The organism is Rahnella rivi, from assembly GCF_019049655.1.
GTDB classification, from domain to species: Bacteria; Pseudomonadota; Gammaproteobacteria; order Enterobacterales; family Enterobacteriaceae; genus Rahnella; species Rahnella rivi.
This window is the reverse complement of the sequence record NZ_JAFMOX010000051.1, coordinates 86,147-102,794: the sequence shown is the minus strand read 5'-3', so window position 1 is coordinate 102,794 and position 16,648 is coordinate 86,147. Positions and strand designations below refer to the sequence as shown.

Genomic DNA, 16,648 nt, shown 5'->3' with positions numbered 1-16,648 from the left:
GAATCGCCCGGTTTATCAGGATTTTCTTTTATGTTTCAGGCTCACAATGTGAAAGGCGGACGCCGCTACGTTGGCTGCGTCCTTTTTTACTACGTCATGTATTTAAATCGAGGGGTCGCCAACCAGTCCGTCGATGAGGATTTGCGGCGTTCCCTGCGAGCAGCGTTCAATACGTCCGCGCACGCCGTAAACGCGCGCCAGACTGTCAGCGGTGATCACCGCTTCGGGTTCACCATCGGCGATCAGATGCCCGTCTTTGAGCATCAGCACACGATCGCCGTGGCGCAGCGCGATGTTGATGTCATGCACCACCACCACGGTCACAATATTGCGTTTTTGCGTTTCCTTACGCACCAGATCCATAACGTGGAACTGATAATTAAGGTCGAGCGCGCTGAGCGGTTCGTCGAGCAGTAACAAAGAGGGCTGACGAATCAGTGACTGCGCCAGACCCACCAGCTGTTTCTGACCACCGGAAAGCTGATCGAGATAGCTGAGCGCCAGATGTTCGATGCCCAGCTGACGCAGCAGCGCCATCACCTTATCAGTGCCATCGGTCACTTTGCTTTTGCCGCCGGACGCGCGCTGCGCCACGATAATCGACTCGAGCACATGCAGATGCACACCGGCAGGCAGAGTTTGTGGCAGATAGACCACCTGCTCGGCACGGCGCGCAAACGGCATCGGCATCAGATCGTGGCCGTCGAGCATCAGTTGCCCTTCCGCCCGGTTCAGCCCGGCCAGCGAGCGCAACAGGGTCGATTTCCCGCTGCCGTTTGGCCCGAGCAATACGGTAATTTTCCCACGCGGCAGCATCGGCACGTTGAGATGGCGGATCACCGGGCGCTTCGGATACCCCGCGTTAAAATCGCGGATTTGCAGCCCCTGCGTGGCGGCATTCAGGAACTCTTCAGGACGCGTTTCCAGCATGGCAGACATCAGACGTTCCCCCGGTGACGAAGAATAATGCTCAGGAAGAACGGCACGCCGACCAGCGAGGTCACGATACCCACAGGAATGATCACACCCGGCACCAGATTTTTCGAGGCAACCGACGCCATCGACAGCACCAGCGCACCGATCAGCGCACTGGCCGGCAGGTAGAAGCGGTGATCTTCACCAAACATCAGACGGGCAATGTGCGGCGCAACCAGACCGATAAAGCCGATCGGGCCGACAAACGCCACCGCCAGCGCGGAAAGGATGCTGATACGCAGCAGGGTGCCGAGGCGCAGACGGCGCACGTCGATACCAAAACTGACCGCACGGTCTTCACCCAGACGCAGCGCCGTCAGCTTCCAGGCACTCATCATTGACCACGGCAGCAGGATCAGAAACGCGAACATCATCACGCCGAGTTTCACCCAGGATGCCCGCGCCAGGCTGCCCATCGTCCAGAAAACCAGCCCCTGTAAGGTGTCTTCGGTCGCAATGAACTGCATCAGTGACACCAGTGCGTTAAAGGTAAAGACCAGCGCGATACCGAACAGCACCACGCCGGAGCTGGCGACGCGCGTCCAGCGGGTGATGCCGTCAAGCATCAGCGCCGCCAGCAGGGCAAAAATGAAGGCATTGGCGGAGATAAACCACTGATCCGGCACCCCCGGAATACCGATGCCCAGCACAATCGCCAGCGCGGCACCGAAGGCCGCCGCCGACGACACGCCGAGCGTAAACGGGCTCGCCAGCGGGTTATTAAGGATGGTCTGCATTTCCGCCCCGGCAAGGCCAAGGGACATGCCGACGGCGATCGCCATCAGCGCATACGGCAGGCGGATATCCCAGACGATCACCCGTGTACCGGGATCGGCCGCGGCCGCATCAAACAGCGTTTTCCACAGCGTGGAGAGTGACAACCCCGAAGGCCCCATAATGAAATCAATCACCAGTGAGACGAGGATCGCCAACACCAGGATCAGCATAATCAACAAACGGCGGCGTACAATATTTTGGTATTGCCCCATGACGCTGTGCCCGGCGTTGTTATCTGCCGTCAGCGCGGGTTCGGTAGTTGCACTCATGTTTCGCTTCAATCTCATTAACGTAAAAACTTACAGCAGGATAACTTACTTCCCGCTTTCCGGTTTAACTGCATCCGTCCAGTAGGTCCCCGTTGGCTCAACGGCGAGGAACTGCTTATAAAGCTGATTCTGCGTCTGCTGCGGATCGAGATCCGCAAATTTCTGCGGATAGAAGGCTTTGGCAAACACCTGTACCGCCAGCACGTTATACGGCGAATTGTAATAGTTGTGCCAGATGCCGAAACTGCGCCCTTCTTCCACGGCTTTCAGCGTGCTGATGCCTTTACGCTGCAACAGCGGCGTCATGCTGGCGCGCGCCTGCTCCGGCGTGGTCTGCGCACCGAGCACCAGACCGGTCGGTGCCGGATCGCCTGCTTTGGCCGGTTTGCCGCCGCCGCTTATCAGATACACATCAGGCTGTGAGGCGATCACTTTTTCCAGATTCACCAGCCCCAGCGGCCCCGGCAGCAACGGTTTGGAAATGTTTACGCCACCCGCCTGATCGATAAAATCACCCATATTGCCCTTTCCGGCAGACCGGCAGCATTCATCGGCGGTAGACGCACGCAGTTCGATGAAGACTTTCGGTTTGTCCTGTTCAGGGATGTGTTGGGTGATGTCGGTAACGCGTTTGATGTTGTCCTGATAGAACCTGATGTAGTCCTGCGCCTGCTTTTCGCGGTTCAGCACTTTGCCCAGCAATTCCATGCTCGGCAGGGTATTTTTCAGCGGTGAGGTGCGAAAATCAACAAAGACCACCGGCACACCGGCTTTCTGTAACTGAGTCACCAGTGCGCTTTCTTTGCCCGGACCATGCCCCGACAACCCAAAGATCGCTACCTGCGGATTCAGCGTCAGCACTTTTTCCGGGCTGATGCTGTCGGCGCTGGTGTTACCAATCAGCGGGATGTTGTCGATTTGCGGGAATTTAGCCTGATAGGTGGCATAGGTTTGCGGATCCAGCTTACGGAAATCTCCCTGCCAGCCGACAATGCGGTCGAAAGGCTTCTGGCCTTCCAGCAGAGAAACGGCAAAGAACAACCGCCCTTCTCCGAGAACCACGCGCTGAACATCATCCGGCACGGTGACGGTTCGTCCGGCAATATCGGTGACGGTGACCGCCTGTGCGCCTGTGCTCATGACGCCCATCGCCAGTGCAAAAAGACCGCCTGCAACGCGGGCATTCACCCATTTCTGCTGATAATTCATCTTCTTCCGATTCCTTTACGTTTCCCTGAAGAGGCGCTAACAATAAAAGAAATGATAACGATTATCAATGCAGTTTACACAACCTATCAAGCCTACCTATAGTTGCTGCGAAACGAAACAATGCTGAGGTAACAAAGCATTACGCGATGTGGCGAGGGGGCCGCGATAAGCGGCATAAAAAAAGCGGAGCCTGAGCTCCGCTTCAATCACCGCAGGAAAGGAGTGAATATCACTTCGCGTCTTTGCGCGGTGGCTCGACGTATTTCGGGAATTCCATCTCGCTGTATTTCACCACTTTGGTGCCTTTGGTCAGCTTATAACCCAACCAGATGATGAGGAACAGCGGCAGCCCGATGTAGGTCGCGGCAACACCGTACCAGTCGATGGTGTCTTTCAGGAATGCCTGATAGTTCTGGCCGAGAGTAATAATCAGACACAACACAAAGGCGAATACCGGTCCGAACGGGAAGAAGCCAGAGAGATACGGCAGATCTTTCAGATCACGCCCCTGCGACACATAACCCCGACGGAAACGATAATGGCTGATCGCGATACCCAGCCAGGCGATAAAGCCGGTCATCCCCGAGGTATTCAGCAGCCACAGGTAAACGGTCTGATTACCAAACATCGAGCTGAGGAAGCACAACGCGGCCACGATGGTGGTGGCATACAGCGCGTTGCGCGGCACGCCGCCTTTGGACAATTTAGCAAATATGCGCGGCGCTTTGCCTTCGCTGGCCAGCGTGAACAGCATACGGGTTGACGCATACATGCCTGAGTTACCGGCGGAGAGCACGGCGGTCAGGATCACGGCGTTCATCACCGCCGCTGCCGACAGCAGACCGGCATTACGGAATACCAGCGTGAACGGGCTGACGGAAATATCGCCCACTTCATTACGCAGCAGATTCGGGTCGGTGTAAGGAATGATCAGGCTGATCACCAGAATCGCCAGAATATAGAACAGCAGAATGCGCCAGAAGACCTGACGAACCGCGCGTGGAATATTCTTGGCAGGATTTTCAGACTCGCCCGCCGCCACGCCGATAAGCTCAGTTCCCTGGAAGGAGAAACCGACGATCATCGCCACGCCTATCATTGAGGCAAATCCACCGGCAAACGGCGCATCGCCGATGGCCCAGTTGTGCCAGCCCGCCGTTTCGCCACCACGCATGATACCGGTGATCATCAACACGCCGACGGCGATAAAGATGATGACCGTGACCACTTTGATCAGCGAGAACCAGTATTCGGCTTCACCGAAACCGCGCACCGAGATGTAGTTCAGCAGGAAGATCAGGCTGAGGAACAAGGCGCTCCAGATCCAGCCCGGCGTGTCCGGGAACCAGTAGTTCATCACCAGCTGCGAGGCCACGAGGTCTACGGCGATGGTCACCGCCCAGTTGTACCAGTAGTTCCAGCCCAGTGCGAAACCGAACCCTTCTTCTACATAGCGGGAGCCGTAGGTGGAGAATGAGCCTGAGACGGGCATAAACGCCGCCAGCTCGCCGAGGCTGGTCATCAGGAAGTACACCATGATGCCGATTAACGCGTAGGAGAGCAGTGCGCCGCCCGGGCCTGCCTGCGAAACCGTCGCGCCGGAGGCAACGAATAACCCTGTACCAATCGAGCCGCCAATGGCGATCATCGTTAAGTGACGTGCCTTCAGCTCGCGACGCAGTGTAGGTGCTACCTGCGTAGTTTTTGTAGGTTGTTGAGCCATTTTTTCCCTATATCCGCTCGTCATTATAAAATTTAAGCGCGGATTGTAGCAAAACCTGCTGCTCTGAATAGCAGGAACGACCTGTTATAAGACACCTTCATAACAGGCCGCAGATCATTAGCGAAAGACCGTTATTGCGATTCCCGGCAATACGTTAAAAACCGCGATAACGCGCTGGAAATATGCTTCTGCCGGTGGTGGATCAGGTAGAGTTTGCGCACCAGCGGCCCGACCGGCAACGGAATTTCCACCAGCGTCCCGCTGCTGAGTTGCTCTGCAATCACCCGCCGCGAGAGGCAGCTGATGCCGATACCGTGGCGCACGGCGTGTTTGATCGCTTCGGAATTGCCCAGTTCCATCACCAGATTAAAATCGGGCAGTTGCGGCAGCAGCAGGTGATCCAGCACTTCACGCGTACCGGAACCGCGTTCTCGTAAAATCCACGGCTCACGGGCCAGCGCATCCAGCGTCACCGGATGCGTTGCCAGCGGGTTCTCCGGCGCAACAAACACCACCAGTTCATCGTCCAGCCACGGCTGGGTGATCAGTTCCGGCATCTGGCACGGGCCTTCGATCAAACCCAGATCGACACGGAAATCCGCCACGGCGTTGATCACATCATTGGTATTGCCGACGTTGAGTTCGAGCGGCGTCGCCGGGAAGTCCAGTCGATATTCCGCCAGCATCGCCGGCAGCATGTAGTTACCGATGGTGCTGCTGGCCCCGATGCGCAATGACCCGTTGTCATGGTTGAACAGGCGCTCGATTTCGCCCGCCTGTTCCAGCAACGCCAGCGCCTTCGGATAGAGCAGCCGGCCATGTTCGTTAATCACCAGTCGCTTACCGACGCGGTCAAATAACTGTACGCCCAGCTGGTTTTCGATATCGGCCAGCGAGGCGCTGACGGCAGATTGTGAAAGTGAAAGCACAACCGATGCCTGTGTGGTCGAGCCGCTTTTCAGCACCTCGGCAAACACTTCAAGTTGTCGCAATGTAATGTGCATAAATGTCCCGCTCTTCTCACGCGCCTGACAACGCGCTTGCTTTATTCAGTATAGACCGTCGGTCAGCCCGCCCCTTTCGTCTGCCTTTCTTATACCAGTTTTAGCGATAGGTTATAAAGTTATAATCAATTTCATTTTTATATAAGGGCGGCGTAGCCTTGTCTCATCACGCCTCAACGAGGAAAGGACGATGAACAAAATCCAGACGCTTACCCCCCATTTCCCGAAGCCCGGCATTGAGAAACACACCTGGCTACATCGCCTGTTACCCGGCCTGGCCCTGACCGGCGCTATTACCGCGCTGTCGGTCTGGCTGAGCGATTTCCCCGCCCTGAGCCATCTTGGCCTGAGCGCGCTGACCCTGGCAATTGTCATTGGCATGGTGATTGGCAATACGCTGTACCCGGCGGCGAAACCCTGGTGTGAAGAGGGGGTGACGCTGGCGAAACAGCGGCTGCTGCGCCTCGGCATCATCCTCTACGGCCTGCGGCTGACCTTCGCGCAAATCGCCGACGTCGGGGCGACCGGGATTGTGATCGACGCCCTGATGCTGTGCTCCACCTTTGCCCTCGCCTGCTGGCTGGGACAGCGGGTATTTAAATTAGACCGCGATACGTCCATGTTGATCGGCGCGGGCAGCAGTATTTGTGGTGCCGCCGCCGTGATGGCGACGGAGCCGGTGCTCAACGCCAAAGCGGAAAAAGTGACGGTCGCCGTCGCCACCGTGGTCATTTTCGGCACGGCGGCTATCTTTCTGTATCCGTGGTTGTGGCAGCTTAACGCGCACTATCACTGGCTGAATGTCACGGCATCGCAGTTCGGTATTTATACCGGTTCAACGGTGCATGAAGTGGCACAGGTGGTCGCCGCCGGTCAGGGCGTCAGCCCGGAAGCTGAAAACGCCGCCGTGATCGCCAAAATGATCCGCGTGATGATGCTGGCCCCTTTCCTGCTGCTGCTTTCCGGCTGGAAATCCCGCAGTGCCGTGCAACAAGGCGGCCAGAACCCTGGCATGCGTAACATCACCATTCCGTGGTTCGCGCTGCTGTTTATTCTGGTGGCGGCGTTTAACTCACTGGATATATTGCCGCACAGCTGGATCCCGGCACTGATTACGCTCGACACGGTTTTACTGGCCATGGCGATGGCGGCCCTCGGTCTGACCACGCACCTGAGCGCACTGCGTCAGGCGGGGCTGAAACCGATGCTGCTGGCCGCGATACTGTTCATCTGGCTGATTGTCGGTGGCGCGGGCATTAACCAGCTGGTGCATCATCTTTTTGCGCGGATGTGACGGCTTTTACACTTCAGTGCTGCGCCTCCTTCGCCAAGGCGCTATCATCCTTTCATTAACGCGATGAATAACTGAGGAGCAAAAATGAAGTTTGTGGGAGCACACGTAAGTGCGGCGGGCGGTGTTGATCAGGCCGTACTGAGGGCGCACGAGCTGGAAGCCACGGCTTTTGCGCTTTTCACCAAGAATCAGCGTCAGTGGAAAGCCGCACCTTTGCCGGAAGACGTGATCGAAAAATTCAAAGCGGCCTGTCAGAAATACGGTTACCAGAGCAATCAGATTTTGCCGCACGACAGTTATCTGATTAATCTCGGCCATCCGGTGACCGACGCGCTGGAGAAATCCCGCGAGGCGTTCCTCGACGAACTGCAACGTTGTGAACAGCTGGGGCTTTCGCTGCTGAACTTCCATCCGGGCAGCCACCTGATGCAAATCGACGAAGACAAATGCCTCGAACGCATTTCCGAGTCGCTGAACATTGCACTGTCGCAGACTGAGGGCGTCACGGCGGTCATCGAAAACACCGCCGGTCAGGGCAGCAATCTCGGCTTCCGCTTTGAGCATCTGGCCAAAATCATCGAAGGCGTGGAAGACAAAAGCCGCGTTGGCGTCTGCATCGACACCTGTCACGCCTTCGCGGCGGGTTACGATCTGCGCACCGTGGAAGCGTGTGAAAACACCTTTAAACATTTCAGCGATGTGGTCGGATTTGAGTACCTGCGCGGCATGCACCTCAACGATGCCAAAAGTGAATTCAACAGCCGCGTTGACCGCCATCACAGCCTGGGCGAAGGCAACATCGGCAAAACGGTGTTCGGCTGGATCATGCGCGACCCGCGTTTCGACGGCATCCCGATGATCCTTGAAACGGTAGAACCGGAGATCTGGGGCGAGGAAATCGCCTGGCTGAAGGCGCAGGAAACCGCAGAGGCGGATGAGGCGGCGGCCTAATTCCGCTTTGGAAAGCGTTAAAACCAATTCAAGGTCGTGGGCATCGGGTTATGGTTCTTACGCTTGGAAAGCGTTAAAACCAATTCAAGGTCGTGGGCATCGGCCCACACCGACCAGAGGGAGAATAAACCTTCTCCCTCTGGACTCCCGCGTTTTTTAAAACACGTGATCCGCGCGCTGGCTATGTTTCAGAAACTCCGGCTATTGCCGCAAACGCCGCCGCTACGCGGTCCTCTCATTTCAGGTTCGGACCCGCTCGGAAAAACCCCCTCGCGGTTTCTCACCGTTCATTCGACGTCGTTTTGAGCGCGGCCAAAGGCTATGTAAAACAAATGTTTTTCTCCTCCCCCTGCGATGTGGAAGGAGGAAAGCCGAATCAAACACATCGCTTCGACTTTAAAAATGCCATTGGCCGCGCTCAAAAATCACGCCGAAGGGAGAGGTGGAAAACCGCGCGTGTTTTTGCGCGGGTTGTAACCCGACCGGAGGGCACCGCGCAGCGGCGGGATTTTGCGGCAATAGCCGGAGCCGCTGAAACATAGCCAGCAAGCGACAGCGCGCAGTTAAAAAAACGCAGGATTCCAAAGGGTTTCGTTTAAAACCCTTTGGGCCCGTTTGGGCGGCGAGCCCAAGGTCTTGACCTTAAGGCCAGTGTGGGTGGCAACCCACGGTGTTGACCTTAAGGCCGAAATGGGTGGCAACCCACGGTCTTGACCTTAAGGCCCGTTTGGGCGGCGAGCCCAAGGTTTTGACCTTAAAGCCGAAATGGGCACCACCCCACAATCCCACCTGTTTAGAACTTTTCTCTCTTACTTATCCCATTTAATCCCTTGCTTAATCCCCCCGATATGTTAAAAATTTGCAATCAAAAAGCATCTGGACGGCTAAACGTCTAAGCATCCTCCCGGACATCTGAAAAGGCACCCCTAGCGTGAGATCCTCTATTCTCGAGATGCGTAATATCTCGATTTCATTTGCGGGTTTCCCCGCCCTGCGCCAGGTGGATTTCACGCTGGAAGGCGGATCCGTCCATGCGTTAGTCGGCGCAAACGGAGCGGGTAAATCGACACTGATGGCCGTGCTTTCCGGCACGCACGACCATTATTCCGGGCAAATCAGCATTGACGGTGAAACCGTTAATCTGCGCCTGCCGCATCACGCCCGCGAGCACGGCATTCATCTGGTACAACAGGAAGTGGACGTCGCGCTGGTGCCGACGCTGAATGTCGCGGAAAACATCATGCTCGACCGCCTTTCCGAACCGGGCCATCTGCACAACTGGCCGCAGCTTTACCGTCAGGCGCAGTTGCTGACTGAGCAGCTCGGGCTGAACATCAGCCTGCGTGCGCGTATCGAAAGCTGCACGCTGGCGGAGAAACAGCTGATTTTGCTGGCGCGGGCGTTATCGCATAAATGCCGGTTCCTGATCCTTGATGAACCCACCGCCCCGCTCGATCAGGCGGAAAGCGCGCGGCTGTTTGCGCTGGTGCGTAAGCTGAAAGCCGCCGGTATGGCGATTGTGTTTATTTCCCACCGCATCCATGAACTGCGCGATATCTGTGACCGCATGACGGTGCTGCGCGACGGGCGTCTGGTCAGTGATGACAGCATGGACGGCCTGAGCAATGAGCACATTATTGAGAAAATGATCGGCCATCAGCTCGACGATATTTATCCGCCACGCCGCCCGCCGCACAGCGGTGAAACGCTGCTGCATATCCACGGCATGCACGATAAAGACAAACTGCGGGATATCTCGCTGCGCCTGCATCGTGGCGAAATTCTCGGGATCGCCGGGCTGGCCGGTGCCGGTAAAACCGAACTGTGCAAGGCGCTGTTTGGCGCGACGCCGAGTCAGGTGGAAAGCGGTGAGCTGAACGGCAAACCCTGGAAACCGAAAGAACCGCATCTGTCCGTCGAACAGGGGCTGGCGCTGGTGCCGGAAGAACGGCGCAAGGAAGGCATTTTCATTGATGAAGATATTCCGATGAACCTGAGCGTGACCGCTGACGACACCTTCTCACGCTGGAGTATTTTCAACCGGCAACACGCGTTGTCGTGGGCAAAAGACATTATCAGCCGCCTGGGCATTCGCGCTTCCGGGCCCATGCAAAAGCTGGCACGGCTTTCCGGTGGCAACCAGCAAAAGGTGGCGATCGGGAAATGGCTGCGCAGTGAGAGTCAGGTGTTGATCTTCGACGAACCGACCAAAGGCGTAGACATCAAGGCCAAAACGGACGTGTTCAGGCTGATCGACGGCCTGGCGCAACAGGGAAAAGGCATCATTTATGCTTCCGGTGAGTTCGCCGAACTGGTCGGTTTATGCGACCGCATTCTGGTGTTGTGGGACGGCCGCATTGTGGCCGAACTCGATGCCGCCAACGTCGACGAAGAAACCTTATTAACCTATTCAACCGGAGGAACACCCGCGTGAACAAAGCCGTGGTGAGTAAAGAAAACCTGCCCGACGCCCGCCAGCCGTGGCGTCATCAGCTGTTTGAATTTTTATATAAATGGGGCATGTTGCTGACCGTGGTTTTGCTGATCGCTGGTTTTGGCATCGCCTCGGACAACTTCCTCGAACCGTCCAACATCATTAATATTCTGCGCTCCATCGCCATCGTGACGGTGATTGCGATTGGCGTGTCGATTTCGCTGGCGGTCGGCGGTTTCGATTTGTCGGTCGGTTCGACCGCCTCCCTCGCCAATGCGCTGGTGATCTCGATGTTCGTCTGGCACGGTTTCGGCACCACCGAAGCCATTCTGATCACGCTGGCACTGTGTACGCTGGTCGGCCTGTTCAACGCCTTCCTGATCGTCATCCTGAAAATCCCTGACATGCTCGCCACCCTCGCCAGCCTGTTTGTGATCCAGGGAGCAGCGATGACCTACAGCTACGGCGGTTCAATCACCGAAAACATGGTCCTGCCCAGCGGCGATATGGCCGAAGGCACGGTACCGGCAGTGTTCAGCCTGCTCGGCCAGGTGCCGGTGATTGTGATCGTGATGGCGGTGGTGACGGTTGCGGTACAACTGTTTATGTCGCTGACCAAACATGGCCGCCGCATGTACGCCATCGGCGGCAATCCGCTGGCCGCGCGTCTGGCGGGGATCCGCACCGCGCGCTACCGCGTCATCGCTTATGTGATTTCCTCCGTGCTGGCGGGCGCTGGCGGGATCCTGCTGGCATCACGTATCGGCTCTTCGCAGGTCAACGCCGGGGGCGGCTACCTGATGGACGCCGTCGCCGCCGCCTACATCGGTTTCTCGCTGGCCGGCTCCGGCAAGCCGAATGCACTGGGCACCTTGCTGGGCGCGGTGATTTTAGGCGTGCTGTCGAACGGGCTGGTGATGCTGTCGGTGCCGTATTACGCGATGGATATCATCAAAGGTCTGGTGCTGGCCGTGGCGCTGGCGCTGACGTATATACAGAAGCGTTAAACGCTTTTGAACGTGCTCCACTTCTTGAATTGATCAAGCCAGGCCAATGGCAGTTTATTCAGATCTGAAAAGATGAGGTTACGCTTTAAAAGCCTCTGGCCGCGCAGATCACCTGTTTTGAAAAACGCGGGCGTCCGGAGGGAGAAGTTTTATTCTCCCTCTGGTCGGTGTGGGCCGACGCCCACGACCTTAAGCGCCCTGCTCCCTACCTCTCCCTCAATGATTCTTTCACCTTATTCAACGGTTTAATCAGATAATCCAGCACGCTTTTCTGGCCGGTTTTGATGTCCACGTTCGCCACCATCCCCGGCACGATTGGGAACTGACGGCCTGCTTTGTTGGTCAGGAAGGCTTTGTCGGTGCGGACATAAACGCGGTAATAATACTGATCGCGCTTCACTTCATCCTGTAAGGTGTCCGGCGAAACGCCTTCGACTTTGCCCTCCAGATCGCCATAAATCGACGAATCGTAGGCGGAAATTTTTACCGTTGCCGGTAAACCGGGGCGGATGTAGGCGATGTCACGCGGGTTGATGCGGGTTTCTATCAGCAACTGATCTTCAATCGGTACGATTTCCATCAGTTTGCCGCCAGGCTGTAACACGCCGCCCACGGTGGATACCTGAATATCTTTGACGATGCCGTGCACCGGCGAATACAGCTCGGAGCGGGTGACCTGATCTTCTTTACCGGCCATCACCTGCGTTTCGGCGTCGAGATCGGCGTTGTTTTTCACCTGCTCTTCACGGGCACGCACCGCGTACTGATTTGTCGCATCGTCGATTTTCCCGCGCAGTTCGCTGGCCTGACGCTTGAGGCGGATCACTTCCACCTGCCCCGCCGCGCCTTTAGAAACTAACGGCTGGGTCATATTGATTTCGTCGTTCACCAGTTTCAGCGACTGCTGAAGGTTACTGACCGTCTCATCGCGGTTCTGTTTGCGTGATAAATACAGCTGCCGCTCACGGGCCACCAGCTCCGGTGATTTCATGGTTTCCGGGCTGAATTTCAGCGGCGCGCCGGTCAGTTCTGCGCTCAGGCGTTCAGATGAGGCGCGCAGTGTCCGCACGCGGGAGGCCGCCTCGCCAAAGTTTGACTGCGAACGGGTCGGGTCGAGCCGCGCCAGCAACTGCCCGCGGTTCACCACCGATCCTTCCTGCACCATCAGCTTTAAAATCACGCCGCCGTCGAGCGAATCAATTTGCTGCGCTTTGCTCGACGGCGTCACTTTGCCGGTGCCGACCGTCACTTCATCCAGCACCGCAAAGCGCGCCCAGACGAAAAAAATCAGCAGGCTGGCAAGCGACACCCAGATAATCCACGAGACTTTGCGACCTTCGGCTTCCAGTTCATCATGCAATGTTAAATGTGCCATGCGGGATCCTCAGCAGCTCAGGCTGCGCCTTGTCGGTTATCGGTGGCTGCCGCAACGGCAGGTGCGGGGGTATTGCCGGCGGCGGTCGCCAGAATTTTATCGCGCGGCCCGTCGGCCACCACGCGCCCGTTGTCCATCACCACGATTCTGTCCACCAGTTTGAGCAGCGCCGGACGGTGCGTGACGACGATGAGCGTCCTTCCCACCAGCCAGGTGTGCAGCTGGCGGATCACGTACTCTTCCAGCTGTTCGTCCATGGAGGCGGTCGGTTCATCCATCAGCACCACCTGCGGATTGCGCAGGATCATCCGGCTCAGCATCACCATTTGCCGCTGGCCGCCGGACAGCCCGCGCCCGCCTTCATTAATGATTTTATCGAGGCTGGAGGCGTCGGCCTGCACCATCGACAACGCACCGCTGATGCGCAGCGCCTGCAACATCTCCTGGTCGGTGGCATGCGGATACCCCAGCATCAGGTTCTGGCGCAGCGTGCCGAAGAACAGCCGCGAGTCCTGCGACAAATAGCCGAGCTGACGGCGGATATCTGCCGGTTCGACTTTGCTCATGTCTACGCCGTCGATGAGGATTTTGCCCTGCGACGGGCTGGCCTGGCCGGAGAGCAGTTTCAGCAGCGTGGATTTCCCCGCGCCGACTTTGCCGAGGATCGCCACCCGCTCGCCCGGCTTAATCTCCAGTTGGCCGATGCCGAGTACGTTCGGCGCATTTTCTTTGTCGTAGGTGTATTGCAGATTGCGCACGTTGAAGTGACCGCTGAGCGTCGGGCAGTGCGACAGCTCGGCATCCGCCGGGCGATCCACCGGTTTTTTCAACAGTTCATCCAGCCCGTGCATGGCGCTTTTGGCGTGCTGCCAGCGGGAGAACACCATGGTCAGCTGCATCAGCGGTGCGATGGTGCGCGAGGACAACATGCTGCTCGCCACCAGCGTACCGGTCGTGATATCGCCGCTGAGCACCAGATACACGCCGAACACCAGCATGCCGCCGTAAGTCAGTTGCTGCACGGTGGAAGCCCAGCCGGTCAGGCGCGCGCCCCACACCCGTTGCTTCATGCCGACCGCCGCGCTCACTTCATGGGTCTGTTCCCACTGACGCTGAAAATAGGCTTCGGCCTGCAAGGCTTTGATGTCTTCGATGCCTTCGATGGTTTCCACCAGCACCGCGTTGCGCAGTGCACTTTCGCGCATGCCTTCTTTCGCCAGTTTCGCCATCGGCCACTGGATCAGAATGCCGGGAATGACAATCAGCGGGATCGCCAGCAGCGGGATGATCACCAGCGGGCCGCCGATGAAAAACATAATGCCGAGGAACAGCAGCACGAAGGGCATGTCTGCCGCCGCGCTGATGGTGGTGGAGGTCAGCAGTTCGCGTACCTGATCGATTTCGCGCAACTGAGAGATAAAGGAACCGGTGGATTTAGGCCGGTCATCGTTTTTGATGTTCATCGCCCGCACAAAGAACAGCGAGGAGACTTTTAAATCGACCTTCTTGCCCATTAAATCAGACACCAGCGTACGCATCAGGCGGATGACATATTCCAGCCCCGCCGCCAGCACCACGCCGAAAAACAGTACCCACAGCGTCGGGTAAGATTGCGCCGGGATCACGCGGTCGTAGACCTGCATGGAGAACAAAATCCCGGCCAGCGCCAGCACGTTGCCGAGAATAGAAGCCAGCGAGATTTCGGCGATTTTGCGCCCCGAGCCACGGAAGTTGGCCCAGAACCAGTGTTTTTTGTGCGGCTGAACAAACTGGTCGATGCGCTGGTCGCGGCCACGCGGTGCCACGCCGACTAAAAATACCGGGCCGCTGCTTTGTTCCAGCATCGTCGCCAGTTCCGCCGAACGCAGTAAATCCCCGCCGTCGCTCAGCCAGTAATCGACCGTGCCGTCGTCATGCAGATTTTCCAGTACCGCGATACCGCCCTGCGCCAGCGTCACCACGGCGGGCAGCACTTCCTGGCGCCAGCGCACCTGATTCCAGCTGACCATGCCCACCTGCAACCCCATCAGGCCGCTGAGGCGGTCGAGCTGGCGGCGCAGTGGCTGGTGTTCGAACCAGCGCATTTGCTGGCGAAGATAAAGCGGATCGGCTGGCTTACCGAATGATTCGGCCACGCGCCCCATGGCGCTTATCCAGACGTCGATCGACAAAGGTGTTGCTGCTTCATTGCTCATTTCAACCTCGGTATCGAATGCTTCTGGCTAACTCCCGACGGCTCCGGATGTCAGAGGGTCGGAATGGTGTCACCTGTTTGTTTCTGACGATCGATGCCCAGCATGTCGACCAGATTGTCCACGGCGGCGGCGTAGCGCACGGTGGCGTCCCAGCCGTCGTAGAGCGCGCCAATGCGCGACGTGTCCGCCTGAAACACGTCCTGTTCGACGCTGAGTAAATCGTTCAGGCTGCGTTTGCTGAGTTTGTATTCGTCCTGATACACGCTGCGGGTGTGCGTCGCGCTGGCAAACTGTTCCTCGCCCGCCACGTTGCGCTGCTGCCCGCCGATCATGTCGGCATAGGCCGTTGAGGCTTTCTGGTTGATGTCCAGCTTGGCTTTTTCCACTTCGGCCTGCGCCGCCTGCCGCTGGCCTTCCGCCGCCTGCACTTTGGCGCTGACCGCGCCGCCCTGATACACCGGCGCATCCACCGCCAGCTGCACCTGATCGTCCCAGTAAGACCCGCCGCCGCCGGTGTTTTCGTAGCGCGTGCGCCCTGCCTGAACTTTCAGCGTCGGCCAGTGCTGCGCCTCGGTCTGATTCACTTCTTCGATCGCCGCCTGCTGTTTGGCCTGCGCCGCGCGCACCAGCGTGCTGTTTTCGTAGGGGATTTTGTCGAGTGTGACTTTCTGATCGAGCAGGCTTTGAGGGAGATCCGGTAAGTTGTCGGCGACCACGCCGGTAAGCACCGTCAGCTGTGCCTGCGCGGAACGTTGCTGGGCGCGGTATTGTTCGACGGTGGCCCGCATGCCCGCAATGCGGGTTTCGGCCTGCAAAACGTCCGACTGCGAGCTCAGACCGGCATCGGCGCGCAGTCTGGCGGTGTCCCGCACGCGCTCCAGAGAGGCGATGTTGTCACGGGCCGCGACGCTGAGCGCCTGATAACGTTTCACCGAGAGATAGGCCTGCATGGTGCTCAGCGCCACGTCGGTCATCGTGCTGTAAAGGGAATAACGGTAGGCGTCAGACAGATGTTCCTGCTGACTGATGCTGCCGCCGGTGCGGCCAAAATCGTAGAGCAGCTGGCTGAGTTGCACACCGGCTGACGCGTTGTTGCTCAGGCTGCCCGCCGAGTCAGTCTGATGCGACTTTCCCGCCGTGCCCTGTAATGAAATCTGCGGATACCAGGCGCTTTTCGCCTCATCCAGATTGCCTTTCCCCACGCGGATTTGCGCCGATGCTTCTGAAATCTGCGGGTTTCGCGCAAATGCCCGCAAGATAGCATCCCGTAATGTCATGCTGGCGCGCATCTCCTCGGTTGGCGCCGCTTTCCAGTTAAATTCCGGCTGTTTGTCTGCCGCGATGACCCCGTAATTCCCTGTTAAACCCGTCAGACACAAGGTGCCCAACATGACGGCGATACGCCGTGTCACTGTTTTTTTCTTCATTACCGACA

12 protein-coding genes are annotated in these 16,648 nt (G+C 57.7%); 4 read left to right on the top strand and 8 right to left on the bottom strand.

Going from position 1 to position 16,648, the window contains the following annotated elements:
- Positions 1-102: 102 nt before the first annotated feature.
- The 5 genes from J1779_RS06590 to yieE form a co-directional block, all read right to left on the bottom strand.
- Positions 103-939 carry an ABC transporter ATP-binding protein gene (locus J1779_RS06590; protein WP_122094623.1) on the bottom strand — a complete coding sequence of 279 codons (837 nt, stop codon included), beginning with the start codon at positions 937-939 and terminating at the stop codon, positions 103-105.
- Positions 939-2,021, bottom strand: coding sequence for a FecCD family ABC transporter permease (locus J1779_RS06585; RefSeq protein WP_217203204.1), 1,083 nt, complete (start codon positions 2,019-2,021; stop codon positions 939-941). Before J1779_RS06585 ends, J1779_RS06590 begins: the two co-directional genes overlap by 1 nt.
- A gap of 45 nt (positions 2,022-2,066) precedes the next feature.
- Entirely contained in the window at positions 2,067-3,230 is a 1,164-nt protein-coding gene (locus J1779_RS06580; RefSeq protein ID WP_217203203.1) for an ABC transporter substrate-binding protein, read from the bottom strand.
- A 229-nt stretch (positions 3,231-3,459) separates the two neighbouring features.
- Complete coding sequence (locus tag J1779_RS06575; protein WP_217203202.1) at positions 3,460-4,953, bottom strand: amino acid permease; 1,494 nt, start codon at positions 4,951-4,953, stop codon at positions 3,460-3,462.
- 131 nt (positions 4,954-5,084) lie between these two features.
- Positions 5,085-5,957, bottom strand: a complete 873-nt coding sequence (yieE, locus tag J1779_RS06570; RefSeq protein WP_056782324.1) for a DNA-binding transcriptional regulator YeiE — start codon at positions 5,955-5,957, stop codon at positions 5,085-5,087.
- A 190-nt stretch (positions 5,958-6,147) separates the two neighbouring features.
- Between yieE and J1779_RS06565 the strand changes: the two genes are divergently transcribed.
- From J1779_RS06565 to J1779_RS06550, 4 genes are all read left to right on the top strand, one after another.
- Positions 6,148-7,251, top strand: a complete 1,104-nt coding sequence (locus J1779_RS06565; protein WP_217203201.1) for a YeiH family protein — start codon at positions 6,148-6,150, stop codon at positions 7,249-7,251.
- A gap of 84 nt (positions 7,252-7,335) precedes the next feature.
- Positions 7,336-8,202, top strand: coding sequence for a deoxyribonuclease IV (gene nfo, locus J1779_RS06560; RefSeq protein ID WP_217203198.1), 867 nt, complete (start codon positions 7,336-7,338; stop codon positions 8,200-8,202).
- Between the two features lie 952 nt (positions 8,203-9,154).
- Entirely contained in the window at positions 9,155-10,636 is a 1,482-nt protein-coding gene (locus J1779_RS06555) for a sugar ABC transporter ATP-binding protein (protein WP_217203234.1), read from the top strand.
- Between the two features lie 11 nt (positions 10,637-10,647).
- Positions 10,648-11,643 carry an ABC transporter permease gene (locus J1779_RS06550; protein WP_056782371.1) on the top strand — a complete coding sequence of 332 codons (996 nt, stop codon included), beginning with the start codon at positions 10,648-10,650 and terminating at the stop codon, positions 11,641-11,643.
- Positions 11,644-11,848: 205 nt separating this feature from the next.
- On the opposite strand, the gene J1779_RS06545 is transcribed toward J1779_RS06550, so the two are convergent.
- Genes J1779_RS06545 through J1779_RS06535 form a run of 3 tightly spaced genes read right to left on the bottom strand, consistent with a single transcriptional unit; the run spans position 11,849 to position 16,640 of the window.
- Entirely contained in the window at positions 11,849-13,018 is a 1,170-nt protein-coding gene (locus J1779_RS06545) for a beta-barrel domain-containing protein (protein WP_122097567.1), read from the bottom strand.
- A 17-nt stretch (positions 13,019-13,035) separates the two neighbouring features.
- Positions 13,036-15,213 (bottom strand): type I secretion system permease/ATPase, encoded by a 2,178-nt coding sequence (locus tag J1779_RS06540; RefSeq protein ID WP_217203196.1) that lies wholly within the window; start codon positions 15,211-15,213, stop codon positions 13,036-13,038.
- 50 nt (positions 15,214-15,263) lie between these two features.
- Positions 15,264-16,640 (bottom strand): TolC family outer membrane protein, encoded by a 1,377-nt coding sequence (locus J1779_RS06535; RefSeq protein WP_122097565.1) that lies wholly within the window; start codon positions 16,638-16,640, stop codon positions 15,264-15,266.
- Positions 16,641-16,648: the final 8 nt, after the last annotated feature.

What these genes read in the sequence shown, in the direction of transcription:
- nfo (WP_217203198.1), top strand. Translation starts at nt 7,336, where the DNA reads ATGAAGTTTGTGGGAGCACACGTAAGTGCGGCGGGCGGTGTTGATCAG.
- J1779_RS06575 (WP_217203202.1), bottom strand. Translation starts at nt 4,953, where the DNA reads ATGGCTCAACAACCTACAAAAACTACGCAGGTAGCACCTACACTGCGT.
- J1779_RS06545 (WP_122097567.1), bottom strand. Translation starts at nt 13,018, where the DNA reads ATGGCACATTTAACATTGCATGATGAACTGGAAGCCGAAGGTCGCAAA.
- J1779_RS06590 (WP_122094623.1), bottom strand. Translation starts at nt 939, where the DNA reads ATGTCTGCCATGCTGGAAACGCGTCCTGAAGAGTTCCTGAATGCCGCC.
- J1779_RS06535 (WP_122097565.1), bottom strand. Translation starts at nt 16,640, where the DNA reads ATGAAGAAAAAAACAGTGACACGGCGTATCGCCGTCATGTTGGGCACC.
- J1779_RS06580 (WP_217203203.1), bottom strand. Translation starts at nt 3,230, where the DNA reads ATGAATTATCAGCAGAAATGGGTGAATGCCCGCGTTGCAGGCGGTCTT.
- yieE (WP_056782324.1), bottom strand. Translation starts at nt 5,957, where the DNA reads ATGCACATTACATTGCGACAACTTGAAGTGTTTGCCGAGGTGCTGAAA.
- J1779_RS06585 (WP_217203204.1), bottom strand. Translation starts at nt 2,021, where the DNA reads ATGAGTGCAACTACCGAACCCGCGCTGACGGCAGATAACAACGCCGGG.
- J1779_RS06565 (WP_217203201.1), top strand. Translation starts at nt 6,148, where the DNA reads ATGAACAAAATCCAGACGCTTACCCCCCATTTCCCGAAGCCCGGCATT.
- J1779_RS06540 (WP_217203196.1), bottom strand. Translation starts at nt 15,213, where the DNA reads ATGAGCAATGAAGCAGCAACACCTTTGTCGATCGACGTCTGGATAAGC.
- J1779_RS06555 (WP_217203234.1), top strand. Translation starts at nt 9,155, where the DNA reads ATGCGTAATATCTCGATTTCATTTGCGGGTTTCCCCGCCCTGCGCCAG.